The organism is Rhodoferax sp. AJA081-3 (assembly GCF_017798165.1).
Classification (GTDB): Bacteria; Pseudomonadota; Gammaproteobacteria; order Burkholderiales; family Burkholderiaceae_C; genus Allorhodoferax.
The window spans coordinates 2,146,244-2,172,431 of record NZ_CP059068.1 but is presented as its reverse complement, the minus strand read 5'-3'; the positions used below and the strand labels follow the sequence as shown (position 1 = coordinate 2,172,431).

25 protein-coding genes are annotated in these 26,188 nt (G+C 62.5%); 7 read left to right on the top strand and 18 right to left on the bottom strand.

Annotation, left to right across the window (positions count from 1 at the left end; genetic code table 11):
- On the top strand, window positions 1-339 hold the full coding sequence (locus HZ993_RS10105; protein ID WP_209397603.1) for a chaperone modulator CbpM: 339 nt from the start codon (window positions 1-3) through the stop codon (window positions 337-339).
- Window positions 340-537: 198 nt separating this feature from the next.
- Entirely contained in the window at window positions 538-2,400 is a 1,863-nt protein-coding gene (locus tag HZ993_RS10100) for a GGDEF domain-containing protein (protein ID WP_209397601.1), read from the top strand.
- 14 nt (window positions 2,401-2,414) lie between these two features.
- Here the strand turns inward: HZ993_RS10100 and HZ993_RS10095 are convergent, their stop codons facing one another.
- The gene (locus HZ993_RS10095; protein WP_209397599.1) at window positions 2,415-4,142 is read right to left on the bottom strand and encodes a lysoplasmalogenase family protein; all 1,728 of its coding nucleotides are present in this window, start codon (window positions 4,140-4,142) and stop codon (window positions 2,415-2,417) included.
- A 118-nt stretch (window positions 4,143-4,260) separates the two neighbouring features.
- Here HZ993_RS10095 and HZ993_RS10090 point away from each other — a divergent pair, with 118 nt between their 5' ends.
- Window positions 4,261-5,433, top strand: a complete 1,173-nt coding sequence (locus HZ993_RS10090; protein WP_209397597.1) for a tetratricopeptide repeat protein — start codon at window positions 4,261-4,263, stop codon at window positions 5,431-5,433.
- Here HZ993_RS10090 and fghA read toward each other — a convergent pair.
- The 8 genes from fghA to HZ993_RS10050 all read right to left on the bottom strand — a co-directional run bounded on the left by fghA (window position 5,430) and on the right by HZ993_RS10050 (window position 11,246).
- Complete coding sequence (gene fghA, locus HZ993_RS10085; protein ID WP_209397595.1) at window positions 5,430-6,308, bottom strand: S-formylglutathione hydrolase; 879 nt, start codon at window positions 6,306-6,308, stop codon at window positions 5,430-5,432. The two genes, HZ993_RS10090 and fghA, sit on opposite strands and share 4 nt — an antisense overlap.
- A complete protein-coding gene (locus tag HZ993_RS10080; protein WP_209397593.1) occupies window positions 6,308-7,426 on the bottom strand; it encodes an S-(hydroxymethyl)glutathione dehydrogenase/class III alcohol dehydrogenase in 1,119 nt (372 codons plus the stop codon). The genes fghA and HZ993_RS10080 overlap by 1 nt, the downstream gene beginning before the upstream one ends.
- A 101-nt stretch (window positions 7,427-7,527) precedes the next feature.
- The gene (locus HZ993_RS10075) at window positions 7,528-8,184 is read right to left on the bottom strand and encodes a histidine phosphatase family protein (protein ID WP_209398395.1); all 657 of its coding nucleotides are present in this window, start codon (window positions 8,182-8,184) and stop codon (window positions 7,528-7,530) included.
- A gap of 11 nt (window positions 8,185-8,195) precedes the next feature.
- Entirely contained in the window at window positions 8,196-9,155 is a 960-nt protein-coding gene (gene ttcA, locus HZ993_RS10070) for a tRNA 2-thiocytidine(32) synthetase TtcA (RefSeq protein WP_209397591.1), read from the bottom strand.
- 22 nt (window positions 9,156-9,177) lie between these two features.
- The gene (locus HZ993_RS10065) at window positions 9,178-9,588 is read right to left on the bottom strand and encodes a PIN domain-containing protein (protein WP_209397589.1); all 411 of its coding nucleotides are present in this window, start codon (window positions 9,586-9,588) and stop codon (window positions 9,178-9,180) included.
- A complete protein-coding gene (locus tag HZ993_RS10060) occupies window positions 9,585-9,908 on the bottom strand; it encodes a DUF6364 family protein (RefSeq protein ID WP_209397587.1) in 324 nt (107 codons plus the stop codon). Before HZ993_RS10060 ends, HZ993_RS10065 begins: the two co-directional genes overlap by 4 nt.
- A 97-nt stretch (window positions 9,909-10,005) precedes the next feature.
- Window positions 10,006-10,377, bottom strand: coding sequence for a dihydroneopterin aldolase (locus HZ993_RS10055; RefSeq protein WP_209397585.1), 372 nt, complete (start codon window positions 10,375-10,377; stop codon window positions 10,006-10,008).
- A gap of 14 nt (window positions 10,378-10,391) precedes the next feature.
- Entirely contained in the window at window positions 10,392-11,246 is an 855-nt protein-coding gene (locus HZ993_RS10050) for an SDR family oxidoreductase (protein WP_209397583.1), read from the bottom strand.
- A 125-nt stretch (window positions 11,247-11,371) separates the two neighbouring features.
- Here HZ993_RS10050 and HZ993_RS10045 point away from each other — a divergent pair, with 125 nt between their 5' ends.
- The gene (locus tag HZ993_RS10045) at window positions 11,372-13,627 is read left to right on the top strand and encodes a penicillin-binding protein 1A (protein WP_209397581.1); all 2,256 of its coding nucleotides are present in this window, start codon (window positions 11,372-11,374) and stop codon (window positions 13,625-13,627) included.
- Between the two features lie 9 nt (window positions 13,628-13,636).
- Here the strand turns inward: HZ993_RS10045 and rsgA are convergent, their stop codons facing one another.
- On the bottom strand, window positions 13,637-14,758 hold the full coding sequence (gene rsgA / locus HZ993_RS10040; protein ID WP_209397579.1) for a ribosome small subunit-dependent GTPase A: 1,122 nt from the start codon (window positions 14,756-14,758) through the stop codon (window positions 13,637-13,639).
- Window positions 14,759-15,299: 541 nt separating this feature from the next.
- On the opposite strand from rsgA, the gene HZ993_RS24860 reads away from it, so the two are divergent.
- Entirely contained in the window at window positions 15,300-16,883 is a 1,584-nt protein-coding gene (locus HZ993_RS24860) for a methyl-accepting chemotaxis protein (protein WP_209397577.1), read from the top strand.
- Between the two features lie 33 nt (window positions 16,884-16,916).
- Window positions 16,917-18,098 (top strand): class I SAM-dependent methyltransferase, encoded by a 1,182-nt coding sequence (locus HZ993_RS10030; protein WP_371816978.1) that lies wholly within the window; start codon window positions 16,917-16,919, stop codon window positions 18,096-18,098.
- Between the two features lie 145 nt (window positions 18,099-18,243).
- Here the strand turns inward: HZ993_RS10030 and HZ993_RS10025 are convergent, their stop codons facing one another.
- The 6 genes from HZ993_RS10025 to HZ993_RS10000 form a co-directional block, all read right to left on the bottom strand.
- Entirely contained in the window at window positions 18,244-20,382 is a 2,139-nt protein-coding gene (locus tag HZ993_RS10025) for a TonB-dependent receptor (protein WP_209397575.1), read from the bottom strand.
- An 83-nt stretch (window positions 20,383-20,465) separates the two neighbouring features.
- Window positions 20,466-20,873 (bottom strand): hypothetical protein, encoded by a 408-nt coding sequence (locus HZ993_RS10020; RefSeq protein ID WP_209397573.1) that lies wholly within the window; start codon window positions 20,871-20,873, stop codon window positions 20,466-20,468.
- A gap of 47 nt (window positions 20,874-20,920) precedes the next feature.
- Window positions 20,921-21,169, bottom strand: a complete 249-nt coding sequence (locus tag HZ993_RS10015; protein WP_209397571.1) for a hypothetical protein — start codon at window positions 21,167-21,169, stop codon at window positions 20,921-20,923.
- 31 nt (window positions 21,170-21,200) lie between these two features.
- Window positions 21,201-22,403, bottom strand: coding sequence for an ABC transporter permease (locus HZ993_RS10010; protein WP_209397569.1), 1,203 nt, complete (start codon window positions 22,401-22,403; stop codon window positions 21,201-21,203).
- Window positions 22,400-23,068, bottom strand: coding sequence for an ABC transporter ATP-binding protein (locus HZ993_RS10005; RefSeq protein ID WP_209397567.1), 669 nt, complete (start codon window positions 23,066-23,068; stop codon window positions 22,400-22,402). Before HZ993_RS10005 ends, HZ993_RS10010 begins: the two co-directional genes overlap by 4 nt.
- Entirely contained in the window at window positions 23,065-23,601 is a 537-nt protein-coding gene (locus tag HZ993_RS10000; RefSeq protein WP_209397565.1) for a Fur family transcriptional regulator, read from the bottom strand. Before HZ993_RS10000 ends, HZ993_RS10005 begins: the two co-directional genes overlap by 4 nt.
- A gap of 171 nt (window positions 23,602-23,772) precedes the next feature.
- On the opposite strand from HZ993_RS10000, the gene trxC reads away from it, so the two are divergent.
- Window positions 23,773-24,213, top strand: coding sequence for a thioredoxin TrxC (gene trxC / locus HZ993_RS09995; RefSeq protein ID WP_209397563.1), 441 nt, complete (start codon window positions 23,773-23,775; stop codon window positions 24,211-24,213).
- A 92-nt stretch (window positions 24,214-24,305) separates the two neighbouring features.
- Here trxC and HZ993_RS09990 read toward each other — a convergent pair whose 3' ends face one another.
- Together HZ993_RS09990 and HZ993_RS09985 are read right to left on the bottom strand one after the other, a co-directional pair.
- Window positions 24,306-25,484, bottom strand: coding sequence for a multifunctional CCA addition/repair protein (locus tag HZ993_RS09990; RefSeq protein ID WP_209397561.1), 1,179 nt, complete (start codon window positions 25,482-25,484; stop codon window positions 24,306-24,308).
- Between the two features lie 7 nt (window positions 25,485-25,491).
- Window positions 25,492-26,178 carry a glutathione S-transferase family protein gene (locus tag HZ993_RS09985; protein ID WP_209397559.1) on the bottom strand — a complete coding sequence of 229 codons (687 nt, stop codon included), beginning with the start codon at window positions 26,176-26,178 and terminating at the stop codon, window positions 25,492-25,494.
- Window positions 26,179-26,188: the final 10 nt, after the last annotated feature.

Genomic DNA, 26,188 nt, shown 5'->3' with positions numbered 1-26,188 from the left:
ATGTCCACCAGCTATACCCGCGCTACGGTGTTTGTGGACGCAAATGCCATATGCGCCATCAGCCAGGACCAGCCCCTTGTGGCCCAGGAGCTGGCCTACGCCTGCGGCGCCACGCTGGAGTGGGTGGTGCAACTGGTGGAGGCAGGCATTGTCGAGGTGCCCGCCGCATCCGGTCCGCCACAGGCGTGGTGTTTTGGCAGCGGAGATTTGCAAAGCGCTCTGGAGGCGCGCCGCCTGGAGCGGGATTTTGGTGTGGACCTGCAAGCCGCCGCGTTGATTCTGGATTTGCAGCGCGAGGTGCGCAGGCTCAAGGCAGCATTACAAGTTCACAGCAGATAGTTAGGCTTTGCGTGCGTTGTGCACGGTCAATAATCGCGGCACCCTCAGCGGGGGGCTTGGACCAGAGCCTGATCTTGTCGCCCGTTCGCCGAGCGTGATGTTTCCCTCGGCCAGCAGCATTTGGATTTTTCCAACCCGTGCCATACTGTCCTTGACTTGGTTGAATCTTTGATCCGTGCGTTCTTAAGAGAACCGCCAATGGGTGAATACACAGTGACCATACAAAACAAAGATCAAAAACATGCCCGCGAAGTGCTGTTTGTTGGCACCGACCCGGAGCGCAGCAAGCAGTTCGAAGCTGAATGCAAAACCCACATGGGACGGCGACATTTCGTCACCACCACGGACGATGCTGCCAACCTGCTTCGGCAAAAACCCATCGATCTGCTGGTTCTCGATTTAGAGAGTTTTGCGCGCTCAGAGCATGTGCGGGCCTTGGGTGAGTTGATTGGTAGCCGCGTCGGCATGGAGACGCTGGCTTTGTGCCCGGCCAGCGCTGCTGCCTGGCTTTTGGACTTGATGCCGTATGGCCTGAAGCACTACTGTCTAAGCCCCTACCTTTCTGCGGAGTTGACACGCCGCTTGGAAGACATGGCACGCAAAGCCGATGCGTTTGACATGACACAGCGCTTGGATGACCGTGGCGACATTGTTGACCTCAATACCGCCTGGCTGGAGACCATGGGCTACACCATCGACGAGGTCATAGGCACCCCATTTGAAGGCTACGTACAGCCCGAGAGTCGGCAAGCCGTACAAGAGGCACTCGTGACCACCAGCAGCAATCCCAGCACCGACACGGTGGTGTGTCAGCTGTGCCGCAAGGATGGTTCTATTTTGGACGTTTCGCTCAACGGTGTGGCAACCTACAACACCCATGGCGAGCACTTGCAAACGCGGTGCGAGCTGCGCGGTGTCAATTACTACCTGTCAGACAAACGCAAGTCTGAGAGTCAGTTGCAAGTGGAGCGCGAGCTCAAAGTGCTGCTGCTGGTGCGCTCTAAATTGCAGCAAGCGCTGATGGGCATTAAGGACGTGAATGAGCTGTCGTTTTTGATGTGCCATGAGTTACGCAAGTGCCCGGGTATTGTGGGGGTGGCGTTTTTGCACAAAGATGCGAGCGATGTCATGCAGCTTGATGCCTGCATGTCCCGCGATGACGAAGAGCGCGCCAATTTTTTGCAAGGCTGCGAGAACATGCTGCAGTCTGTGCGAGGCAACACGCTGGGCGTGCTTCCTGCCCTCATTCAGGGCGAATTTGTCATTGCGGATTCGCTCGCCAAAATAGGTGGGCTGAAAGAAAATCGGTTCTTCCATGCGATGGGTGTGCGCACCATCGTGGGCACGCCCATTTTGGCGGAGTCCATCATGTTTGATGAGGCCGCCAATACGTTGGGCGCTTTGTGCTTGATGCTGGACCGCCGCCGCAATTTCCCGCGCGAGTGGCTGGAGGTGATGGCAGAGCTGGGGACTCTGGCAAGTTTCGGTCTGAGCATCATTGATTGGAACTACGAAAAAGCCGACCTCATGCGCCAATTGCGCGATATGGCCATGACCGACACCCTCACTGGCGCAGCCAACCGGCGCAGTGCCAATGAATTCATGAGCAGAGAGTACGAGCGCACTCAGCGTGAGGGCCTACCGTTCACCCTCATCATGGTGGACGTGGACAAGTTCAAGAAAATCAACGACAGCTATGGCCATGAGATGGGAGACCACGTGCTCAAGGAAATGACGCGTGTTGCCAAGGGCATGTTGCGTGCGTCCGATTTACTGGTGCGTTGGGGTGGGGAGGAGTTTTTGGTGGTGGCGCCCAACACCGATGCCACCCAAGGTTTTGCCTTGGCGGAGGCTATACGTCTGGCTATTGAGAAAACGCCGATCGAAGGCTGTCACCCGGTCACGGTGAGCATGGGGGTGAGTCTGGTTGGCGTGGGTGAAAGCATCGAAAGTGCCTTGGGTCGCTCCGACGCAGCCCTCTACAAGGCCAAACAGACCGGCCGCAACCGCTGCATCATGGCTGAGGATGCGTCAGCGCCGGGAGCGGTGCCAGCGCACTAGGCTCCTTATTGCCTTCAATACTTTGGCATCCGCGCGTTGTGCACGATCAACAGTTGCGCCGCATAGTAGGTCGCCAGAATCCACAGCGATGACAGCGCCACCGGCGTCACAAACTTGTTGATGGCGATCAGCGAGTCACTGACCATGAACACACAGGCGCCCAGCGCCACCCAGCCGGCACCGGCGTCTTGGCTGCCTTGAACGGTGGCGCGGCCTATGGCCTGGGCCGCCATCAGCGAGATGACGCCCACATAGGCGGCGACGGCCGCCTTCAGCACCGGGTCACCCAGGCCGCCCCAGACGATGCCGTACATAACCACGCCCACCGCCAGCACTGACACCAAGGCCTTTTTGCTGGGGAACCATGTTTGGCCCTGGCGGAACAACGCGATATAGAAGATGTGGGCCACCAGGAAAGACGCCAGGCCGGGGATGAAGTAGTTGCCCGGCAGCATCAAAAACACATCGCCTATCAGCGAAAACACCAGGGCCACCATAAGCAATATGTCAAATTGGCCTGTAGCCCCGATACTTCTTGCTCTTGTAGCTACAAAAGCAATAGCAATCAGCATGGTCAAGGGTTTGAACACCATATAGCCGTCCATCAGGCCCAGTGCGGCCACAGTGGCCAGGGCGCCACTCTGTACCGCCAGCACCTCCAGCATGTGCAGCTTGCCCTGCATGAAGTGGCCATTGGCCCACAGGCCCGCGGCAATGGCTGCGCACCAGATCGCGCTGTTGGTGAAAGACATCGTGTCCACATGCCACAAGAAGGCCAGCACGGCGGCCATGGCCAGCAGAAACTGCAGGCCTGCAAACCACTGCTGTGGGGTGCTCAGTGGCGGGTTGTAGAGCGTCACCGACGCCAGGGTAAACGGCGGTTTAGGGTTGGTGCGCGCCATCTCGGCACTCTGCCAGCCGGGTGGCTTGAACCAAAGCTTGATCTTGTCGCTCCAGTTGAGCGTTCGCCAAGAGTCCTTGGCCAAGGACGCGTAGGTATCCACATTGGCCCACAGCGGGTCCCAGCTGTTCAGCAGGCCGCGCGTGCCGTAGACGCAGGGCTCGGTCTCTTCGCGGAAGGTGCCAAACAGGCGGTCCCACAGGATCAGGATGCCGCCGTAGTTTTTGTCGATATACGGGTCATTTACCGCGTGGTGCACACGGTGGTTGCTGGGTGAGCAGAACACGCGGTCAAACCAGCCCAGCTTGCCCACCTGCTCGGTGTGCACCCAGAACTGGTAGAGCAGGTCGATCAGCGCCACGGCACCAAAGACTTCCGGTGGTACACCCGCCAATGCCATGGGGATGTAAAAAACCCAGCCAAACAGGAAACCGGTAGAGGTCTGGCGCAGGGCGGTGGTCAGGTTGTAGTGCTGGCTCTGGTGGTGCACCACGTGTGCGGCCCAAAACAGCGCCACCACATGGCCCGCACGGTGCAGCCAGTAGTAACAAAAGTCATAGAACACCAGGGCCAGCAGCACGCCATACCAGGTCGTCCAGAAGGACATATCGGGGTACAGCGCCAGCGCGTTGAACACCAGCACATAGATGCCAATGCTGAACAGCTTGCTCAGCACACCGGTGAGCTGGCTCAGCATGCCCAGGCTGATGCTGTTGATGGCGTCGTTCAGCCGGTAGGGCGTTTGCCCGGCGGTGCGGCTACTCTGTCTGCGGCTCCACAGAAGCTCTAGCGCAATCAGTAACAGGAAGACGGGAGTGGCGAAAACAATAACTTTGCTCATGGCTGTATTTTCGCCGAGCAAGCGCTTCGTTAAATCCGGACCAACCCTATGGAAATCCTAAGGTTTTCGCACCATACTGTGCTCAGTGCGTCCCATGAAAAACTGTGCGAGGTGTGCCATGCGCTTGTCTAAAGTCTGTGTTGTTGTGGCCTGTGTGCTGGCCTTGGGCGGCTGTGCCACCCAACGTGTGGCGGGTTCGTTGCCTGCGGATGTGTGGCAGGACCAGGCTTTCCAGTACAACCCCGCGTTGGTCACCGAAACCCGTGAAACGCTTTTCGGGCTGGACGAGACCCTGGTGCGCGACCTGAAGTCGGATGACCGCATAGGCTTCAGCACCGAGAAACGCATGGACATCCTGCTCTCGCGCCTGTACGGCCCCAACGGCATCCGCCTGGCCTATACCGCAGGCCACACCACTGGGGCAGCACAAACCTGGCGCGAGAAGCGGGGCGACTGCCTGTCGCTGACCATTCTGGCTTACACCGCGGCCAAGTTTTTGGGTATCGAAGCCCGCATGCAAGAGGTGTCCGTCCCGGTAGTGATGGACCGGCGCGAGGGCTTCGATCTGATCAACGGCCATGTGAACCTGTTTGTGCGCAACAAGGTGGATGTGTCGGTGAACGGCAGCACCTATGGCGCAGGCAGTTTTGTGATCGACTTTGAACCCCAGGGCGGCTCACTGCGCCCCGGCATGCGCCTGTCAGAAGAGGCCATCATGGCGCGCTTTTATAACAACCGGGCCACCGAGTACCTGCTGCAACGCAACTACAACCATGCCTACGCCTACTACCGCGCGGCCCTGGCGCTGGCACCGGACTACGCACCAGCGTTCAACAACTTGGCCCAGCTGTATGCGCGCACCGGTCACTACCAGGGCGCTGAAAAACTCTTGCGCCAGGCCATGGCCCTGGGTGAACCCAGTTATGCCCAGCTGGCGGCCATGCAAAGGGTGTTGGCGGCACAGGGCCGCACGGCCGAGGCGCAGTTGTATGCCGACCAGCTGGCCCAGCGCCAGCACGAAGACCCCTACTACTGGCTGGGCAAAGGCGTCAAGGCCGTGGAGAGTGGCCAATGGCGCGACGCCATTGCGGCACTGGAGCGTGCCGAAAAGTTGACCACCGGGTTTGAAGAGATCCATTTCTACCTGGGCCTTGCCTACAGCCGCCATGGTCAGTTGGATGCGGCGAACAAACAATTGGCGACGATGCGCGCCATCAACAACCAGGGCCCCAGTGTGGCGCTGCTGAGCAAGAAGCTGCAGGGCCTGTCCCAGCCGACAGCGGTTTATTAACCGCCAGCCGCCACGCCGCCAATGCCCAGCGCTACGGCATGGTGGCGCAGGTGGTCTTCCATGAAGGTGCTGATGAAGTAGTAACCGTGGTCGTAACCCGCGTGGCGGCGCAGTGTCAGCGGCTGGTTTGCCTTTGCGCAGGCGTTCTCGAACAGGTGTGGATGCAATTGGGTGTCCAGAAACTTGTCGCCCAGGCCCTGGTCGATGAGGATGCCCTGTGCAAACAACGCACTGCTGCGCAAACCCATTAACGCCGAAGCATCGTGCTGCGCCCAGGCCTCCGGCGCATCGCCCAGATAGCCGGTGAATGCCTTCTGGCCCCAAGGGCACTGGCTGGGCGCACAGATAGGGGCAAAGGCGGACAAGGATTGGAAGCGTCCTGGGTGGCGCAGGGCCAGCGTCAGCGCACCGTGCCCGCCCATGGAGTGGCCAGTGATCCCCAGGCGTTGTGTGTCGATGGGCAAGGCTTCACTAATCAGCGGCAGCAGATCGTGCAACAGATAACTTTCCATGCGGTAGTGCGCCGACCACGGCGCCTGCGTGGCGTTGAGGTAAAAGCCCGCGCCAAGCCCAAAGTCCCAGCTATCGGCTTCACCCGCAATGCCTGCACCGCGCGGGCTTGTGTCGGGCGCAATCAGGGCCAGGCCCAGTTCGGCCGCTACACGCTGCGCGCCTGCCTTGGCCATAAAGGTTTCTTCGGTGCAGGTCAGCCCGGCCAGGTACATGAGTGCAGGGACTGATTGGCTGGTGGCCTGCGGCGGCAGGTAAACCGAGAAGCGCATGGGCAGGCCAATGGCAGCGGAGTCGTGCTGGTAGAAGCGCTGCACACCGCCAAATGAGGCGTGTTCACTCAGCAGTAGCAAACCGTCGGCCATCAGAACAGCACAACACCGCGGATCGACTCGCCGCTTTTCATCAAGTCAAAGCCCTTGTTGATATCTTCCAGCGGCATGGTGTGGGTGATCAGGCTGTCGATATTGATCTTGCCGTCCATGTACCAGTCCACGATCTTGGGCACATCGGTGCGGCCCCGCGCGCCACCAAAGGCCGAGCCTTCCCACTTGCGACCGGTCACCAGCTGGAACGGCCGGGTGCTGATCTCGGCACCGGCTTCGGCCACACCAATGATGATGCTGCGGCCCCAGCCCTTGTGTGTGCACTCCAGCGCCTGGCGCATGACCTTGGTGTTGCCTATACATTCAAAGCTGTAGTCGGCACCGCCATCGGTCAGTTGCACGATGGCGTCGACGATGTTGCCACCGGCCGCTTCGATGTCCTTGGGGTTCAAAAAGTGCGTCATGCCAAACTGGCGCGCCATGGCTTCGCGTGCCGGGTTCAAATCGATGCCAATGATCTTGTCGGCGCCCACCATCTTCAGGCCCTGGATCACGTTCAGGCCAATACCGCCCAGACCAAACACCACGGCGTTGGCACCGGCTTCCACCTTGGCGGTAAAGATCACGGCACCAATGCCGGTGGTGACGCCGCAGCCGATGTAACAAACCTTGTCAAACGGCGCGTCGCTGCGGATCTTGGCCAGCGCAATCTCGGGTACCACGGTGTGGTTGCTGAAGGTGCTGGTGCCCATGTAGTGAAAAATCGGGTCGCCATTCAGGCTGAAGCGGCTGGTGGCGTCGGGCATCAGGCCCTTACCTTGTGTGCCGCGGATCAGCTGGCACAGATTGGTCTTGCGCGAAAGGCAAAACTTGCAGGTGCGGCATTCCGGCGTGTACAGCGGGATGACATGGTCACCCTTCTTCAGCGTGGTCACACCGGGGCCTACATCCACCACAATGCCTGCGCCTTCGTGGCCCAGGATGGCCGGGAAGATACCCTCGGGGTCCGCGCCGCTCAGCGTGTAGTAGTCGGTATGGCAGATGCCCGAGGCCTTGATCTCCACCAACACCTCGCCGAACCTGGGGCCTTGCAGATCCACGGTTTCTATGGTCAGTGGCTGGCCGGATTTCCAGGCGACGGCGGCTTTGGTTTGCATGGGATCGATCCTTGTTGTTGAGCGCCGCCGGGCCGCCCCTAGGCGCGAAGGCCCCCTCGGGGGGGCAGCGACCCGCGCAGCGGTGGAGCGTGGGGGTAATTCTAAGTGCTTGTCTCGTCGAGTGTTTCGGCGTCTTCCAGGTGTCGGGTGTCAGACCAGCCCACCAGGCTCAGGCCGTCGGGCGTCCACAGCAGGCGGTTGATGGCAGCATTGCCCAGGTCCCAGGTGCGGGGGGATTCAATGGTTTGCCGTGTGGCCAGGCGGTACAGCGCATCCATGACGCCGCCATGTGCCACCAGCACGATCTGTTCCCCCACATGCTGGCTGGCCAGTGTGTTGACGGTGGCGGCGATGCGGTCGCGCAGCTGGGTCAGCGTTTCGCCGCCATGCGGCGCAAAGTGGGGGTCACGCTGGCGCCAGCGTTTCGATTCTTCTGGCCAGTCGGAGGCTATCTGCGCGTAGGTCTGGCCTTCAAAAATGCCAAAACCACGTTCACGCAGGCCGTTGTTCAGCCGCAATTGCCGTGCACCCAGCCGGCTGGATTTGTCAGCAATCGCCTGCGCGGTGGCGCTGGCGCGCGAGAGGTCGCTGCTGTAGATGGCGGCAATGTCTTCGTCGGCCAGGGCCTCGGCGGCGCGGGCGGCCTGCCATTGGCCGCGTACATTCAGACCGATGTCCAGATGGCCCTGGAGCCGAGTCTCGACATTCCAGGCGGTCTCGCCGTGGCGTATGGCAATGATGCGGGTCGCGCCGGTCATCAGTGCGGTGTTCAACCCATCACCACCGACAGGCCGGGCAGGCCCGACAGCTTGGGTGCAACAGGCTCTTCCTGGTCAAAGGCGGTGTCGCCATCGGCGTCTGGGATGCCGGTGGCTTTGATGGCCTTGAAGTCGTGTTTGGTGTGGTCCATCAGGTGCGAGGGCACCACGTTTTGAAGCGCTGTGAACATGGTCTCGGCGCGGCCGGGGTACTGCTTTTCCCACTCGCGCAGCATCTTGCCGATCTGTACGCGCTGCAGGTTCTGCTGGCTGCCGCACAGCGTGCAGGGGATGATGGGGAACTGGCGGTGCTCGGCCCAGCGGATCAGGTCCTTCTCTGCCACATAGGCCAGCGGGCGTATGACGATGAATTCGCCGTTGTCGCTGTTGAGCTTGGGTGGCATGCCCTTGAGCTTGCCGCCGAAGAACATGTTCAAAAAGAAGGTCTGCAACATGTCGTCGCGGTGGTGGCCCAGTGCGAGTTTGTTGCACTTGAGCTTGCGTGCCACGTTGTACAAGATGCCCCGGCGCAGCCGGCTGCATAGGCTGCACATGGTCTTGCCTTCGGGGATGTTGCGCTTGACGATGGAGTAGGTGTCCTGCGTCTCGATGTGGTACTCCACGCCCAGGCTTTTCAGGTACTCGGGCAGGATGTGCTCGGGGAAGCCGGGCTGCTTCTGGTCCAGGTTGACGGCCACGATTTCGAAGCTGATGGGTGCGCGCTGCTGCATCTTCAGCAGGATGTCGAGCATGCCGTAGCTGTCCTTGCCGCCGGACATACACACCATGATGCGGTCGCCTTCTTCAATCATGTTGAAATCGATGATGGCCTGGCCCACCTGGCGGCACAGGCGCTTTTCCAGCTTGTGGGTCTCGTGGGCGGCGCGTTCCTCGGCGCTGCGCTCGCGCTTGACGGGTGCGGCTTCTTCTTCTGGGGCGACCCAGGCAATGGATTCGTTCATGGCGTTCATACAAGTGGCTCTGTCAAGTTAGTTAGGTGGCTTGCAAGGCCAGATATTGGATGGGGGTGTAGGCCCGGACCGGGCTCTTGGCAAAGTCCCGCAGATTGCGGGTGATGATGGCGTGGGCACCGGCCTGGTGGGCGGCATGGGCCAGCACGGCGTCTTCAAAATCGGGCATATCGGCATCCAGCGCCAGCTGCAGCGTGCTGCGGGTGACGGCCGCAATGTCATACAGGCTGAGCAGGGCATGCACGGCGGCTTTGGCGCCATCCGTGCCCAATTGTTTGCGCGCCAGGTAGTCGATGGTGGTGACGGTGGTGGCGCACAGCATCGCGTGCAGCTCACCAGACTCCACCTTGTCGCTCACCTGGCGGGCAGCAGCCACGTGTTCAGGCCGCTCCAGCAGCAGGTCCAGTATCACATTGGTGTCGATCAGAATCACGACCGCTGCTCCGAACCGCTGCCTAGGTGTTTGCGCTCCAGATAGGCGCGGTAGTCATCCTCTGCAACCGGCTTTTGTCCGGCTGGCGGTTTGAGGATACCCACCAGGCTGCGGGTAACCGGGCCTGCAGTCGTGGTCGGTTTTTGGCGGCTGGTGCGCGGTTTGGCTTCGCCCGGAGTGCCTGCGGCAACTTGCGTTTGCGTGAGCGCGGCGAAGTAGTTGGCCACCATCTGCGAGACCGAACTGCCATTGGCAGCCGCATAGTCTTTGGCGCTGGCGATCAGGGACTCGTCCATGCGCAGGGTGAGTTTGTTATTCATGAACAGGGGATTGTGACGTACTAAGTTGTACATATTGTACGTCAGTCAGCATTTCGGTGCTGCGTTAGGCCCCACCCTGGCTACCAAGCGAGGGTGCTTACCACTGCCCCGCTTCGACCCGTATCGCCACTTCGCAATCGTCAAAAATCTCCAGTTTGGCGATCTTGACGCGCACGCCCAGCACGCCGGGCAATTGCATCAGGCGGTGGGCCAGCTTGCCGATCAGGGTCTCCAGCAGGTTCACGTGTTCGGCCGTGCATTCGTTGATGATGATTTGGCGCACCTTGCGGTAGTCCAGCACGTGGTGGATGTCGTCATCGTGCGGCAGCAGGGGCTGGGCGCCCAGGCTCAACTCCGCATCCACCTGGATGGGCTGGGGCGCGATTTTTTCGGACTCCAGAATGCCCAGATTGGCGTCAAAACGCAGGCCGGTCAGGGTCAGGGTCTGGTTTCCCGTGGTGTGTTGCATAGTTTGTGTGGCTTTCACATCAGGGAAAAATCGCGCTCAAAGCGCATCAGGTGCTGGCCACCGTCTACAAGCAGCGTGGTGCCGGTGATGGATTGGTTCTGCAGCGCAAACAGTACGGCGGCCGCCACGTCCTGGGGGGTGGATGACCGGCCCAATGGTGACAATTTGTGCAAGGCCTGGAACTTGTCGTCGCTGAGCATATGGCTGGTCAAAGTGAGGCCGGGTGCCACACCGACCACCCGCACCAGCGGGCTCAGGGACATGGCCAGCATGGTGTTGGCGGCTTCTAAAGCGGCTTTGGACAGCGTGTAGCTCATGAAATCAGGATTCTGATTCCACAACTTCTGGTCCAGCAAGTTGATGACCACGCCACGCCCCCACGCTCCGCCGCTGCGCGGGTCGCTGCCCCCCGTGGGGGCTAATGCCCCTTGGTGCGGCCCGGCGGGGAATTCCCCACGTTCTGCGATGTGCGCGTGCAGGGCCTGGGCCAGCAAAATAGGCGCGCCAGCGTTACTGCGCATATGTTTTTCCAGAGCCGCAAAGCTGAAGCTGGCGCTGGTGTCGTGTTCAAAGGTGGATGCGCTGTTGACCACGGCATCTACATGGCCCAGGGACTGGATCACGGTGGGGAGCAGGCCCCGGACGGCCGATTCATCCGACAGGTCTGCATGAAAAGCGGCGGAACCCCCCGTCAATGCTGAACAATCAGCTACTGTTTTCGTAGCATCTTCCAGTGAGCCTCGGTAGTGCACGGCCACCCGCCAGCCTGCCGCCGCCAATGCCAGCGCAATATCGCGGCCCAGGCGTTTGGCCGCACCCGTGACCAAAACGGTGGGCACCGACGTGCGGGGTGGTGAAATGGGGTGCATGGGGAAAGCCGGGGCGTGGGGTGGCAGAACCACCGATTTTAACGACCCGCCCATTCCTCGGCCACAATACGCCCGCCAAGCGCTGCATACGGCGCGGTGTCTCTATTACCCATCCCCCCTCCTTTATGTTTTCTATCCAAGACAAGCCACTCGTGCAATGGATGATCGGTTTTGCTGCCCTGGTGGTGTTGGCCGTCGTCCTGCTCGTGGGCTACACATTGCTGGTACTGGCGCCGGGCCTGCCCACGCTGGAAGCGGTGACGGACTACCGGCCCAAGATGCCGCTGCGCATCTACACTGCCGACAACGTGCTGATTGGCGAGTTTGGTCAAGAGCGGCGTGATTTTGTGTCCATCGAAGACACCCCCAAGACATTGAAAGACGCCCTGCTGGCGATAGAAGACGAGCGTTTTTACAGCCACAGCGGCCTGGACTTTCGGGGGCTGGCACGTGCGGTGGTGTCGGACCTGACCGGTGGTGTGCAACAGGGTGGCTCCACCATCACCATGCAGGTGGCGCGCACCTTTTTTCTGAACCAGGACAGGACCTTGCAACGCAAGCTCAAGGAGGCACTGCTGTCCTACCGCATCGAAGATGCGCTCTCCAAGGACAAGATTCTGGAGCTGTACATGAACCAGATCTACCTGGGCCAGCGCAGCTACGGCTTCTCTAGCGCGGCGCGCACCTACTATGGCAAATCCTTGGCTGAGTTGAGCCTGGCCCAAAGCGCCATGCTGGCCGGCCTGCCGCAGAACCCGTCCCGCCACAACCCGGTGGTCAACCCGGCGCGTGCCAAGAAGCGGCAGATGATGGTGTTGAAAAACATGCTGCGTCTGGGCCATATCAACCAGGCCCAATTTGACAAGGCCAGTGTCGAGGCCACACCCACCAACACCAGCCCGACCGTGGGTGCCCATGGTGCCTATGTGGCCGAGATGGTGCGCCAGAGCATGGTGGCCCAATACCAGGAGGCCGCCTACACCATGGGCCTCAAGGTGGTAACCACGATCGACAACGCTGAACAACTGGCGGCCTATGAATCGGTGCGGCGCAACGTGCTGGCCTATGACCAGCGCCATGGCTACCGCGGCCCGGAGGCCTTTGTCGACCTGCCGCAAGACGAAGACGCGCGTGACGACGCCATCGACGCGCTGCTGCAAAAACACCCGGCCAGTGAAGGCCTGTTGCCCGCCGTGGTGACCGAGGTGGCGGCCAGGTCGCTGAAGGCCGAGCTTGCTTCCGGAGAGGTGGTCCAGATCAGTGGCAGCGAATTGGGTTTTGCCGCAGCGGCCCTGCAAGCCAACGCCAACAAGGCCTTGCGCCTGCGCCCGGGTGCACTGGTACGGGTAACGCAAAACGCCAAACAGAAGTGGGTCATGTCGCAGATGCCCGACGTGGAGGCAGCCTATGTTTCGCTCAACGCGCAGAGTGGTGGCTACCGCGCGCTGGTGGGGGGCTTCGATTTCCGGCGCAAGAACTTCAACCACGCCACCAGCGCCTGGCGCCAGCCCGGCTCAGCCATCAAGCCTTTTGTGTATTCGGCCGCACTGGAGCGGGGGTTTGCACCCGCCACCATCATCAACGACGTGCAGTTGTCGGCCACCACCACCGAGAGCCTGAAGTGGGACCCGCGCAATGACGACGGCAAATACGACGGCCCCATCCGCATGCAGGACGCGTTGGCCCAGTCCAAGAACGTGGTGTCGGTACGCATACTCAGGGCCATCGGTGTGCCCTATGCGTTGGAGTATTTGCCCCGATTTGGTTTTGACGCCGACAAACACCCCGACAACCTGACGTTGGCGCTGGGCACGGGCTCGGTGACACCGGTGCAGCTGGCCAGCGCCTACGGCGTATTTGCCAATGGCGGCTACCTGGTGAAGCCCTGGCTGGTGCAGCGTGTCAGCGATGCGCGCGGCAAAGTGCTGTTTGAATCAGACCGCACATTGGTACCTGCAGAAGAGGCCCGCGCCATCGACGAACGCAATGCCTTTGTCACCGACAGCATGCTGCGCGAAGTGGCCCGCTCCGGCACGGCAGCGGCGGCCAGCCAACGACTGGCGCGCCAGGACCTGGCCGGCAAAACCGGCACCACCACGGATGCAGTCGATGGCTGGTTTGCTGGTTACGCCAACGGCATTGTGTCGGTCGCGTGGATGGGTTATGACGAACCCAAGTCCCTGGGCGGCCGCGAGTTCGGCTCCACAGTGGCCATGCCCATCTGGATCGACAGCATGCGCCAGGCCCTGGCCGGCACCCTGCCGGGTGAACGCCCGGTACCCGAGCATGTGGTCCAGCAGAATGGCCTCTGGAACTTCAGCGAATTCGACAGCGACGCCGGGGTCAAGACCCTAGGGCTGGATGACCCGGCGGCTGACTAACACGCCGGTCTAACTGACCGGCCCCGCGCGCTTCGACTCCAGTCGCTGGCGGCCTGCGCGGCCTCTGGCTTTCCACTGCGCCAACTGGCGCTGGCGTTCCAGCACACCCATGGTGTCGCGGCGGCTCTCGCGCAGCAACTTCTGGTAGTTTTTCAATCGCTCCGGGCTCACCTGTGCCCGCACCGCACAACCCGGTTCGTCCTGGTGCCGGCAGTCGCGGAAGCGGCAGGTGTGGGCCAGTGTGCTGATGTCTTCAAACAATTGGCCTAGCGTGTGGCCGTCCACATCGGGCCGCAGGGTACGCACGCCGGGTGTGTCGATAACACAGGCGCCGGTGGGTAGCAGGTGCAGGGACCGTGCGGTGGTCGTGTGTTTGCCGCGGCTGTCGTGCTCGCGCACCGCGCCCGTGTCCTGCGTGGCGCTGCCCAGCAAGCTATTGGTCAGCGTGCTTTTGCCCGCGCCGGACGAACCCAGCAACACCAGGGTCTGGCCTGCGGACAGGTAGGGCAGTAATGCGGCTTGTGCATCCGCACTGCGCCCATCCACTGCCACCACATCCACGTGCTGGCCTACGCGGCCGCGCACGGCCTGCATGCGCTGTTGCACGCTGCCGGGCGCCGCGTGTTCTGCGATGTCGGCCTTGGTGAGCACAACCACGGGCAACACGCCGCTGCTACCCACCAGTGCCAGATAACGCTCCAGCCGCTGCAGGTTGAAGTCCAGGTCCATGCCCATGACCAGCAGTGCGGTATCCACGTTGCTGACCACGGTGTGGCGGCTGCCGTCTGCATCGCGCCGCACGATCTGGTTCAGCGGCTGCACACGGGTGCTCACCCACAGCTGCTGGTGTTCGTCCAGCGTGCACAACACCCAGTCGCCAACGGCCAGGGCACTGCCCTCGTCGATGAGCTCCCGGGTCAGCCGTGCGGCACAGCGGGCCGAGCATTGCACGGTGCCGTCGTGCACTTCCACCGTCTCGCGGTGCACGGCGGCTACGCGCATCCACTGGGGTGGTGTTGCATCCAGGGGGATGCTGGTGTTGTTGGCCACATCCGCAGTGGCCAGGCTTTGCGCCATGGCGGGAGTCAGCCCTAGGCGGCGCAGTGTCTCAAAAGAAAATTCGATGTTCATGATGGTGTCTGTGTCTTTGTGTGACCCAGCGCCAGACGTGCCGATACGACACGCCACAAGCGGCGACAGGGCCAAATTAAAAATGGAATAGGCAGGACCAGCGGGCGGCCCGACAAAGACAGAGAAGACACATGCCCTGTGCAACAGGGCGAAGACCAGCGTTGTGGTTTAGTTCAGGATGTAACGCAGATCAAGTGGGCGAACTCAAGCATCTCAGGCGGCCAGCACGAGGGGGGTGGGTGTATGAACAATCATGGAAGCACTCCTTCGCGTGTGGGTTGAGAACGTTTGCCATGTGGCGCGGAGCCACTGCAGATGAAGGCGCAATTGTCTGTAGCTGTCTGCCGGCTGTCAACGTCGGCCCGGTTGGGCGTGCCTGTTTTGCAACAGTAGCACCGCGCGTTTGATCTGTGTCAAGAGAAGCTGCAATGGGACGCTCCGCAGAGCCCATCGCCATGCCCGCCACGCGATAGCGACCGGAAAATCGGTACCTGTGACTTGTTCTTGTGTATGGTGATCGGAGCCCGTGATGAAGCGTTTTTTGAACCAACTCCCCCTGTTGTCCAAGCTGGTACTGCTGACCGTTGTCAGCGTATTGGGCTTGATCACCGTGGCGGTTTACACCATGCTGGACGTGCGCAACCACGACCGCAGTGGCCGCGAAACCCAGGTGCGCATGACCGTGGAAACCGCGGCCGGTGTGCTGGCCTGGGCGCACCAGTTGGAGACGTCCGGCAAGATGCCGCGTGAAGAAGCGCAGAGCCTGGCCAAGCAGGCGCTTGCGCAGATGCGCTACGGCAAGGACGAATACTTTTTCATCAGCGACATGGAGTCGCCCGCCAAGTTTGTGATGCACCCCATCAAGCCCGAGCTCAATGGCAAGGGCGCGGACAGTGGTGATGGCTCTGCGCTGTTGGAGACCTTTGTCAAAAAGGTCCGCAGTGAAAAGGCCGGCCTGGTGTCTTACCCGTGGCCCAAGCCTGGCAGCACGCAGCCGGAGGAAAAAGTGTCTTATGTGCAGGGCTTTGCGCCCTGGGGCTGGATCATTGGCTCTGGTCTGTACATGGACGAATTGCATGCCGAGTTTTTGGCCTATGCCCTGCAAGGTGCGGCAACCCTGGTGTTGGCTGCGCTGATCATTGGCGGCATTGCCTGGGTGATTTCCAGCAGCATCCGCGAAGGACTGGACCGCGCCGTGCGGGTGGTTGATGCCGTCGCGCGGGGTGATCTCTCCCAGCAGATACAAGCCGAAGGCAAGGACGAAATTGCACAGCTGCTGCACGCCATGGAGCATATGCAGGGCAATCTGCTGGGTGTGGTGCGGTCGGTGCGGCAGGGCTCGGAGAGCCTGGCCGTTGCCAGTGCCGAGATTGCGCAGGGCAACAACGACCTCTCGGCCCGCACCGAGCAGCAAGCCAGTTCGCTGGAAGAGACCGCCGCCTCCATGGAAGAGCTGGGCTCCACCGTGAAACAAAATGCCGACAGTGCCCGCCATGCCAACCAGTTGGCGCAAAGTGCCTCCACCATTGCGGTGGAAGGTGGCAACGTGGTGGGCGAAGTGGTGCAGACCATGAAGGGCATCAACGAGTCCAGCCGCAAGATTTCAGACATCATCAGCGTGATTGATGGCATCGCCTTTCAGACGAATATCCTGGCGCTGAATGCCGCGGTGGAGGCGGCCCGTGCCGGTGAGCAGGGCCGTGGTTTTGCGGTGGTGGCCAGCGAGGTGCGATCCTTGGCTGGGCGCAGCGCTGCGGCGGCGAAAGAAATCAAGACCCTGATCAACGCCAGCGTAGAGCGTGTGGAACACGGCACCACGCTGGCCGACCAGGCCGGTGCCACCATGACCGAAGTGGTGGCCAGTATCAAACGCGTGACTGACATCATGGGTGAGATCAGCGTGGCGAGTAACGAACAGGCGTTGGGTGTTGAACAGGTGGGAGAGGCCGTCACCCTGATGGACCAGACCACCCAACAAAACGCCGCGCTGGTGGAGGAAATGGCGGCCGCCGCCAGCAGCCTCAAGAGCCAGGCGCAGGACCTGGTGACAGTGGTGGCGGGCTTCAAACTGGAGCAGGGCACCCAGGGCGCCGGCACACGTTCGGCACTGGCCCTGCGGCGCTGAGGGCAGCGCCCTTCGGCGACAATTCCGGGGCTTATGACGCCCACACCTTCCACGCCCCCTATTGCCAACACAACCCCCATTGCCAGCGAATCGCTGGCTGACGCCATGCAGGTGCACCTGCGCCAGATGCTGCATACCCAGGGCGGCTGGATCGGTTTTGACACCTTCATGGAGCAGGCCCTGTATGCCCCCGGCCTGGGTTATTACAGCCGCGGGGCCACCGTGTTTGGCGTCCTGCCACAAGGCCTGCGCGACGCGGCGGGCGAGGTGAAGGGCGCGGGCAGCGATTTTGTGACCGCACCCGAGATGACACCGCTGTTTGGCCAGGCAGTTGCCCGCCAGATTGCGCAGGCCTTGCAGGTCACGGGTACCGATGAGGTGTGGGAGTTTGGCGCCGGCACCGGCGCCTTGGCCTTGCAGATTCTGGACGCCCTCGATGCCCTGGGTGTGCCGCTGCGCCGCTACACGATTGTGGATTTGTCGCAGCCTTTGAAGGAGCGGCAGCAGGCCACGCTGCAGGCCCACGCGGGCCGGGTGCAGTGGGTGGATGCTTTGCCTGCGCAGATGCAAGGCGTGGTGGTGGGCAACGAAGTGCTGGACGCCATGCCCGTCAAATTGCTGGCGCGCATGCAAGGTGTGTGGCACGAGCGTGGTGTGGTGTGGGATGCCGACCGCGCATGTTTTGCATGGCAGGACCGACTCACCGAGTTGCGCCCGCCCGAAGATGTGCCAGGGGAACACGATTACGTGACCGAGATCCACAAGCAAGGCGAGGCCTTTGTGCGCACGCTGGCGGACCGTTTGAAAGCTGGCGCCATCTTTCTGCTGGACTACGGTTTTCCCGAGCACGAGTATTACCATGAGCAGCGCCACATGGGCACGGTGATGTGCCACCGCGCGCACCAGGCCGACGGAGACCCCTTGGTGCTGGTGGGCGAGAAAGACATCACGGCCCATGTCAACTTCACCGGCATTGCGGTGGCAGCGCAGGACGCGGGGCTGGAGGTTCTGGGCTACACCAGCCAGGCGCATTTCTTGATGAACTGCGGCCTGGTGGATGCCATGCAGGCCGCGTCACTGGCCGACCGGGTGGCGGGGCAAAAACTGATCCTGGAGCATGAGATGGGTGAGTTTTTCAAAGTGATCGGCTTGACAGTGGGCAGCTACTGGGACGCCATGGGTTTTAGCCGGGGCGACCGTACGCACCGGTTGTAAGGAGTAGCGTTTCCGCTGCGCGCCCGCAGCGGAGCGAGGGTGGGCACCGCCGTTCGTGTCCCCCGCCCTTCGGGCTCCTCCTTTACCTCACTTTGGTGCCCACCCCCACTCCACTGCTTGATGGTTGTGGATTGGGGGGCTGCTTCTAAAACGCCAACTGCAAACCGACCTTCACGCTGCGTCCCGGTAGTGGTGCTTTGCCTGGCGCACTTTGCGTCAGGATAGAGGTGGCCGAGTAGGCCAGCACATCGTTGGCATTGTCCAGGCGGGCGAACCACAGGGCCGTATTGGTACCCATCTGCTGGCGGTAGCTGAACGCGGCATTGACCAGTGTGTAAGACTGGCTGGCCAATTGACCCGCTGGTCCGTTGGTCTGGGCCTGGCTGTGGTTGGCGTCCAGCCGGGCGCTCCATGGGCCTTGTGCCCACACCAACGCAGCGCCCAGGCGCACCGGCGCGATGCGGGGCAGCCATTCACCGGTGGTGGTGTTGGTGGCACGCACCCAGTCCGCGCGCAGCTCCAGGTCCAGCGTCTGCCCCGCGTCGAGCAGGCGCAGCTTGCCATTGGCCTCGATGCCGGTGAAGCGGGCGGGCACTTGGCTGTAGACATACTCCGGCAGTATCTCGGCTGTGCCGCCCGATTCGACCGACATTCCGGTACCGTCGTCCGTCACCCCAATACCACCCGCGCCGTTGCCCTCGGTATCGCGCAGCACACCGGTGGCCTGCTGCGACAGGTAGTTGTTGAACTGGTTCACAAACGCACTGAGCTTGAAGCTGTGGGCACCCTGTTTCCACTGAGCGCCAACGTCCATATTGGTGGACTGCTCCAGCACGGCATGGCTGTCGCCCACCTCATAGGCGTGGGTGGCGATGTGGGGGCCGTCGGCAAACAGTTCGTAGTCTTTGGGGGCGCGTTCTGTGTAGGCGATGTTGGATGTCAGTTGCCATCCAGGGGCCGCATTCCATAGAGCGCCCAGGGCCAGGCTGCGCGGCTGGAAGCTGCGGCTGGCGGGCACAAAACGCTCCACCTGCGGGTTGCCGGTCGATTCCACGTGTATTGATTCCAGCCGTGCGCCCAGGCTGAAGCGGCCCCAGTCGAGTGGCAATTCCTCAAAGGCAAACACCGCGTGTTGTGTGGTGTGGCTGTGGGGTGCAAAGGCCTCGGTGCCATCGGCGGAGAATTTTCCGGTTTCGCTCTGCAAGCCCAGCACACCCTGCCAGGCGCCCAGTTTGGCGTGGCGCGCGGTGATGCGCAGATCGTTGCCCGTGTTCTTGAACACCGTGCCCGGCTCTGCACCCTCGTATTCAGTGTGCTGGTAGTCGGTCTGGCTGGCGCGTACCTTGACGCTTTGGATCCAGCCGGGCATTTGGTCCACGTCCCATTCCAGCGCCACGCGGTTGGAGCGCATGCCGATGGTCACTTCGTCTTCTGCCACCGTGCCGTAGTCCGAGGAATAACTGCTGACCGACGCACCCAGGCGGCTGTGGCCCAAGAACACACTGCCGCCCAGGGCGCCACCCTGGGTTTGTGCACTGGAGTTGCAAATGGCGTTGGCAACCGTCGGCGTGCCGGGTTTCTCGCAGGCCAGTGCAATGGGCACGGACACATCGCCCGATCGGCGGGTGAAGGCATCCGCGTGCAGGGTGAAGCGGTCAGTGCCGGTCTCCAGCAGTGCTGCGGCCGAGCGTGCCGCGTCGCCACTGCTGCCCTCCAGGTTCAGTTTGCCGGAGATACCTCCTTTGGCGTCAAACTGGCGCTCCTGCGGGATGCGGTTGTCGATGACATTCACAACACCGCCCACGGCGCTGCCACCGTACATCAGCGCGCCGGGACCACGCAGCACTTCGATACGTTCCATGGAAATGGGGTCGGAGGGCACGGCGTGGTCATTGCTGAGGCCCGAGGCATCCACGCTGGCGCCGCTGTTTTGCAGGATACGCACCCGGTCGCCATCGAGCCCGCGGATGATGGGGCGGCTGGCATTGGGGCCAAAGTAGCTGCTGCTGACGCCGGGTGTGCCGTCCAGCGTCTCACCCAGCGTGCTCTTGGAGCGTAAAAGCAGGGTAGCCCCCGAGTAGCTTTCGGTTGGTGCTATTAAATCGGTAGCGCCCAGCGGGTTGCCGGTGATGGTGACGGCGGGCAATGCGGCTTCTGTGCGCGGTGCGGATTGCGCGGCTGCGCTGGTGGCGCCCAGGCTCGTCAGGGCTGCGACGATGGCCAGGCTCAGGGGGTGGCGGGGGAAAGCACGCACGGTGGCGGCGCGAATGGAAAGGCTTGTCATGGGGAGTCCGTTGAATCTGAAAAAAAATGCACACGCTCCCGCGGGCCACTACGGCAGCGGGAGACTAAAAAGGCAAAAGGGATTCAGCGGACGGAAGGGGGCGCACGCGCCTGGAACAGCGCATGCCAACGGGCGGTGAAACCCCCGCGGCCTGCCGCCAATAACAGCGGCACCAAAACCAGGGCCACGGCGGCTGTGCTTGCTGCACCCATGGCATCGCCAAGGCTGGCGTGGTCAAAAAACTGGCAGTCGGGTTCGCCTGCGTGTTGGGAGAAGAGATGGGCCAACAGGCCGTGCGCGGGTGCCGTGTCGGTCCCGGTTGCCTGCGCCGCATTCAGACCCGCCAGTTGGCTCGGCCCCGGGTGCACCAGGCGGTGCCATAACCCCAGGCTTTGCGCACAGACCAGCGCAAGTGCCAGCAGCGCGGCCACAGCGGCGCCGCGCAGGCGCAAACGCTTCTGTGGAACGATGGTGGTGGCGGTGCGGGACATGTTCAGGCGGGTACGCGTTGTACCGTGCGGTCTTTAACGTCTCGCCCTCAGTGTGTGTGTTTCATGCCGCAATACTTGCCGATGGCAATCCCCTTGCAGGCCGCCAATAGTTCCTTGTGGCAGACCTCTTCTTTCTTGCCAGCCTCCAGGCATTTGGCGGCCGCTTCGTGGGCGGCGGCGATGGCGCGGTGGCGGGCGATGTCTTCTTTGGCTGCTTTGTCGTCGTGGGCGGGGGATGCTATGCAAATGGTAGCGCTAGCGATAATGGCGACGAGGGCTAGAAGTGCTTTTTTCATATGGGTTCCTTGGATTGAGGGTGTGGTAGGGCTACCGGCCTTGTAATAGTTCCAGCACGCTGGTCCGGTAGGCGCCCAGCGCCGGCAACAGTGCGGCGCCCAGGGATACGGCCAGGGCCAGCACCGGCACTACAGCCAGTGCCGGTGGCCAGACCATGCCGCCAATCAGCAGGCTGTTGTCGAGTTGCAAGAACCAGCCCAGCGCGGCCGCAAAGCCCTGGCCCAGCAACATGCCCAGTACGCTGGCCAACAGGCCCAGCCACAGCGCCTCACACAGCAGCAGTGCCGCCACCTTGGACGGCGGTGCGCCCAGCATGCGCAGCAGTGCCAGGTCGCCCCGGCGCTCGCGCACCGCGCTCCACAGCGCAATAAACACACTCAGGCCTGCCGTCAGCAACAGCACGCCGGCAAAGGCGCGCAACACGTCGGTGCCCAGGCCCAGCAGGCTCAGCATGCGGGTTATCTCCACGGCGGGCGCAGCCGCCTGCATCTCGGTGCGGGTGTTCACAAACCGGGGAAAACTGACGGCGGCCAGCGGCGTGGTGTAGCGCACCAGGGCCATGGTTACTTCGCGTTCTTCTTCCATCACCCGGCGGTCTTCTGCGTCCAGCGCGGTGGAGTCTTCGTGTGTTTGCCACACCGAGGCGGTGTCGGTCAGTATCAGCCGGTCCAGCACGCTGCCACTGGGCGCCAGAATGCCCACCACGGTGTAGGCACTGTCGCCGTGGACGTGGCCCCCGCCGCCCAGTCCGTGGCTGCCCTTAAAGCTTTGGCCCAGGCCTGCACCCAGCTTGGCGGCCGCGGTGGCACCCAGCACCACTTGCATGGGCGCATCCCATAGGCGGCCTTGCGCCAGCGTGGCGGCATACAGCGCGGGGTAGTCATGTGAGCTGCCCACAATACGAAAACCCTGGAAACTGTCGCCCAGGCTGATGGGGATGAGTTGGGCCACCAGCGGGTTTTTGGCCAGCGCCTGCACCGCTTGCAGCGGCACATTGCCGGGCGGCACGTCGACATGCAACACACCGCTCAAAATCAGCTGCATGGGGCTGCCCTTGGCGCCCACCACCACGTCAATGCCGGCCAGGTCGCGCGCAAACGCCTGGTTGAGCTGGTGGCCCACCAGCAGCAAAAACGTGATGGACGCCAAACCCAGGCCCAGCAACAGCACATTGAGCGCGGCACCCAGGGGCCGAGCCCACAGGTAGCGCCAGGCAAACGCTATTGTTTTCATAGCGTACTACCCAGTAAATTCAGGGGCTGGAAGCCGATTTGACCATTGGCATCCGATGGAATCAGCCGTGCCACGCGTGCATCGTGGGTGGCTATCACCAGGGTGGCGCCTTGGGCCTTGGCCGTTGCCAGCAGCAGGCCCACGGCATCTGCTGCTGCGGCGTCGTCCAGGCTGGCCGTGGGCTCGTCCGCCAAAATGACCCGGGGTTGCAGCAGCACGGCGCGCGCCAGTGCCACGCGCTGGGCCTGGCCACCAGACAGTTGGCCCGGCTTGCGTTGGGCCAGGTCTTGTACGCCCAGCGCCTGCAAGGCGGCGTGGATACGCGCTGCGTCCTCCGGCTGGCCCGCAGCCCATTGCGCGATGGCCAGGTTCTGGTAGACGCTGAGTGCGGCGCTCAAATGAAGCCTTTGGGGTAAAAGGCCTATAGCCCTCGCCCGCCATGCATCTGCCGCTACGGATTTAATAGCGCCTAGTGTCTGCCCCGCCACCGTGAGATCGCCTGCTGTGGGCCGTACCAGGGCTGCTACCAAGGCCAGCCAGGTTGATTTACCGCAACCCGATGGGCCGCTGAGCAACAACACCTCACCTTGGGCCACGTCCACGTCGGGAAATACCAGCGTGACACCGCCCGGGTAGGCGAAGCGCAGCGACCGGGTGCAAATCATGCGGCAGCGCCCGGTGCCGCCGGGTTAGGGGCGCTAGGGGCATGGGTGCTGGTGCTGGCGCAGTCAGCACACACGCCGTGCACGGCCAAATCGATATGCAGGCCTTGGTAACCCAGCGCCTGCAAGGCGTCCAGTGCGGTTTGCGCTGCGCGCTCCAGATCGTCGGCATTGGCCTTGAGGGCGCCGCTCAAGGGGCTGTCGCGGTGGCAGCTCTGGCATTCAAAGTGGGGAATGGCGTGCACGCTGGCCGGCATGGCCTGGTAGCGGCGCACCCGCTGGTTGTCCACCCGGCACAGCAGCAAGCCCACCTGGGTGAGCCGGTCAATCAGCCGGTACAGGGTGACACGGTCCAGCGCCGCCGTTTGGTCATCGGCCAGTGCTGCCTGCAACTGTGCGTGGGTGTAACTGGTGTCCGGGTGGGCCAGCAACCAGCCCAGCACCCGGCGGGCGACCTCGGTGCGCCGCAATCCGTGGGCGGACAGCAATACGTCGATGGGGTCAGCAGGTGGCTTGGGCGCAGTTTTGGAGGCCATGGTGGGGTGAGCGGGGCGGGATATAACGCAACCAAGTTGCACTATATTCTATCGCCATTGAGTTGCATTATCGGCAGCACCCTGCTCAAAAACATCGCAGGTATGCGATTACTGGTCTTGTATTTGACGGCTGTGCGTCCATGTCGGTAGGGTAAGGAGTTACCACCCACCATGACCGAAGCGCTACATATCGTGTGCCCGCACTGCCACACCACCAACCGCGTAAAGACCGCGGATCAGACGAATGCGCCTGACTGCGGCAGCTGCCACAAGCCGCTGTTTGTGGCGCATTCCACGGCGCTGGATGAGGCCGCGTTTGACCGCCACATTGCGCGCAACCAGATCCCCGTGCTGGTGGACTTCTGGGCGCCCTGGTGTGGCCCCTGCCGCCAGATGGCACCCGCCTATGAGCAGGCGGCCGCGCAGCTGGAGCCCTTTGTGCGAGTGGCCAAGGTGGATACCGAGGCGGTGCAGAACCTGGGTGCGCGTTTCAATATTCGCAGCATTCCCACGCTGGCGCTGTTTGTCGGCGGGCGGGAAGTGGCGCGGCAAGCTGGCGCCATGGGCGCGGCAGATATCGTGCGCTGGACGCGTGCGCACCTGCCTGCATAGTGTGTGCTGACCCGGAGGCTGGGCGGCAGAGCGTTTTGCTCCGTGTCCCCCGCCCGCTTTGCGGGCTCCTCCTTTTACCTGCGCAAAACGCTCTACCGCCCAGCCTCCTGGAGGCCGTTGGCTACTGCGTCGATACGCGCACGCTGAATCCATTCACCAATCTTTTGGCCTGTAGCCCCTGCCGCTTGGGCTTCAGTAGCTACTAAATCAGTAGCAACCGATTGTGCACACTGCAGGGCCGCAGCCAGGCGGGGCGCTTGCGGATAGGGCGCATCCTGCTGGCCCGGCTGGCCGCGTGTGATGCAGCTGCAGGCCAGCAGAATCTCTGCCATGCGCCCAGGTTTGCGAAAGGCGTCGCAGCGTTCCAGCAGGGCCACGAGGCCACCGGCGTCCAGGGTTGTGCTGGCGTGGATGGCGCCGTGCTCCCGTGCCACCACCTCGGCTAGTTCCTTGCACTCCACCGGTACCCGCAGGCGCTGGCACATGGCCTTGAGCATCTGCAAGCTGGCGGGCGCGGAACCCAGGCCATGCACCAGGCAGGCAAAACGCACGGCCAGCGGCGCCTGTTGCCGGGCCGCCAGGTCGACCACACACATGACCGTCTCACCGGTGTCTACTTCCGGCAGCAGGCGGGTCAGCGCGCCGCAGTTGCGCAGCACAGCAAACATGCGCGAGGGTTTGCTCTCCATCAACCCGCGGGACAACTCCTGCCACACCCGCTCGGCTACCAGGTGGTCCACGTCACCGCTGTCCACCATGTCGCGCAGCAGGGCTTGGGTTTCGGGCGCCACGGTGAAGTCGGTGAAGCGGGCCGCAAAACGTGCCAGGCGCAGGATGCGCACCGGGTCCTCGCGGAAGGCGGGGGTCACATGGCGCAGGACCTTGTGGGTTATGTCCTGGCGCCCGCCATAGGGGTCCACCACGGAATCATTTATGGAAAATTGGCCTGTAGCCCCCGCCAATTCTGAGGGTATAGCTATTGAATTGATAGTGAGGTCGCGCCGCGCCAGATCCTCTTCCAGCGTCACATCGGGCGCGGCGTAGACCGCAAAGCCGCGGTAGCCGGGGGCGGTGTTGCGCTCGGTGCGGGCCAGTGCGTACTCTTCCTTGGTCTGTGGGTGCAGAAACACCGGAAAGTCCTGGCCCACCTGCAGGTAACCCTGGTCCAGCAACATCTGCGGCGTGGCGCCCACCACCACCCAGTCGCGGTCCTGAACGGGCAGGCCCATCAGTGCGTCGCGTACCGCGCCACCGACCAGGTAGGTTTTCATACCGCGCTCAGGCCTTGAGCCTGTACGGCTCTTCGAAGTCCAGAAAGTCCTTTTCGGCCAATGCTTGTGTGATCCAGGCTTGCACGCCGGGCAGGGCGCAGACACGGTCCACATAGGCGGTGATGGCAGCGGGCACCGGCAGTGCATAGGTCTTGAGCCGCATACACACCGGGGCGAAGTAGGCGTCGGCAATGGTGAAGCGGCTGCCAAACAACATGGGGCCGCCGTGTTGGGTCAGCAGTTCGGTCCACATGGCCACCAGGCGCTGCACATCGGCACGTACGGCGGCTTTGTCGCGCCAGATCAGCGCACCGGTGTTCGCCAGTTCGGCCTCAATGTTCATGGGGCAGTTGCCGCGCAGCGCGGTGAAGCCGCTGTGCATCTCGGCGCAGATGCTGCGCGCGCGGGCACGGGCTGCCTTGTCGGCTGGCCAGAGTTGTTTGTCTGGGTATTGCTCAGCCACATATTCGGCTATGGCCAGTGTGTCCCACACGGCCAGGTCGCCGTCCTGCAGCAACGGCACCTTGCCGGTGGGGGTCGCGCCCTGCAGCTGTTGTTTGAACGTGGAGCCGGCATCAAACGAGTCAAAACGCACCATGACTTCTTCAAACGGGATGCCGACCTGGGTCAGCAGCACCCAGGGGCGCATGGACCAGGAGGAGTAGTTTTTGTTGCCAATAAAGAGTTTCAGCATGGGGAGTACG

Bases quoted from the DNA above. Each gene is read 5' to 3' on its own strand.
- HZ993_RS10000 (WP_209397565.1), bottom strand. From the start codon at position 23,601: ATGGCCTCCAAAACTGCGCCCAAGCCACCTGCTGACCCCATCGACGTA.
- HZ993_RS10050 (WP_209397583.1), bottom strand. From the start codon at position 11,246: ATGCACCCCATTTCACCACCCCGCACGTCGGTGCCCACCGTTTTGGTC.
- HZ993_RS10045 (WP_209397581.1), top strand. From the start codon at position 11,372: ATGTTTTCTATCCAAGACAAGCCACTCGTGCAATGGATGATCGGTTTT.
- HZ993_RS10095 (WP_209397599.1), bottom strand. From the start codon at position 4,142: ATGAGCAAAGTTATTGTTTTCGCCACTCCCGTCTTCCTGTTACTGATT.
- HZ993_RS10015 (WP_209397571.1), bottom strand. From the start codon at position 21,169: ATGAAAAAAGCACTTCTAGCCCTCGTCGCCATTATCGCTAGCGCTACC.
- HZ993_RS09985 (WP_209397559.1), bottom strand. From the start codon at position 26,178: ATGCTGAAACTCTTTATTGGCAACAAAAACTACTCCTCCTGGTCCATG.
- HZ993_RS10055 (WP_209397585.1), bottom strand. From the start codon at position 10,377: ATGCAACACACCACGGGAAACCAGACCCTGACCCTGACCGGCCTGCGT.
- ttcA (WP_209397591.1), bottom strand. From the start codon at position 9,155: ATGAACGCCATGAACGAATCCATTGCCTGGGTCGCCCCAGAAGAAGAA.
- HZ993_RS10100 (WP_209397601.1), top strand. From the start codon at position 538: ATGGGTGAATACACAGTGACCATACAAAACAAAGATCAAAAACATGCC.
- trxC (WP_209397563.1), top strand. From the start codon at position 23,773: ATGACCGAAGCGCTACATATCGTGTGCCCGCACTGCCACACCACCAAC.
- HZ993_RS10060 (WP_209397587.1), bottom strand. From the start codon at position 9,908: ATGAATAACAAACTCACCCTGCGCATGGACGAGTCCCTGATCGCCAGC.
- HZ993_RS10105 (WP_209397603.1), top strand. From the start codon at position 1: ATGTCCACCAGCTATACCCGCGCTACGGTGTTTGTGGACGCAAATGCC.
- HZ993_RS10030 (WP_371816978.1), top strand. From the start codon at position 16,917: ATGACGCCCACACCTTCCACGCCCCCTATTGCCAACACAACCCCCATT.
- HZ993_RS10020 (WP_209397573.1), bottom strand. From the start codon at position 20,873: ATGTCCCGCACCGCCACCACCATCGTTCCACAGAAGCGTTTGCGCCTG.
- HZ993_RS10075 (WP_209398395.1), bottom strand. From the start codon at position 8,184: ATGACCGGCGCGACCCGCATCATTGCCATACGCCACGGCGAGACCGCC.
- HZ993_RS09990 (WP_209397561.1), bottom strand. From the start codon at position 25,484: ATGAAAACCTACCTGGTCGGTGGCGCGGTACGCGACGCACTGATGGGC.
- rsgA (WP_209397579.1), bottom strand. From the start codon at position 14,758: ATGAACATCGAATTTTCTTTTGAGACACTGCGCCGCCTAGGGCTGACT.
- HZ993_RS10010 (WP_209397569.1), bottom strand. From the start codon at position 22,403: ATGAAAACAATAGCGTTTGCCTGGCGCTACCTGTGGGCTCGGCCCCTG.
- HZ993_RS10080 (WP_209397593.1), bottom strand. From the start codon at position 7,426: ATGCAAACCAAAGCCGCCGTCGCCTGGAAATCCGGCCAGCCACTGACC.
- fghA (WP_209397595.1), bottom strand. From the start codon at position 6,308: ATGGCCGACGGTTTGCTACTGCTGAGTGAACACGCCTCATTTGGCGGT.
- HZ993_RS10090 (WP_209397597.1), top strand. From the start codon at position 4,261: ATGCGCTTGTCTAAAGTCTGTGTTGTTGTGGCCTGTGTGCTGGCCTTG.
- HZ993_RS10025 (WP_209397575.1), bottom strand. From the start codon at position 20,382: ATGACAAGCCTTTCCATTCGCGCCGCCACCGTGCGTGCTTTCCCCCGC.
- HZ993_RS10005 (WP_209397567.1), bottom strand. From the start codon at position 23,068: ATGATTTGCACCCGGTCGCTGCGCTTCGCCTACCCGGGCGGTGTCACG.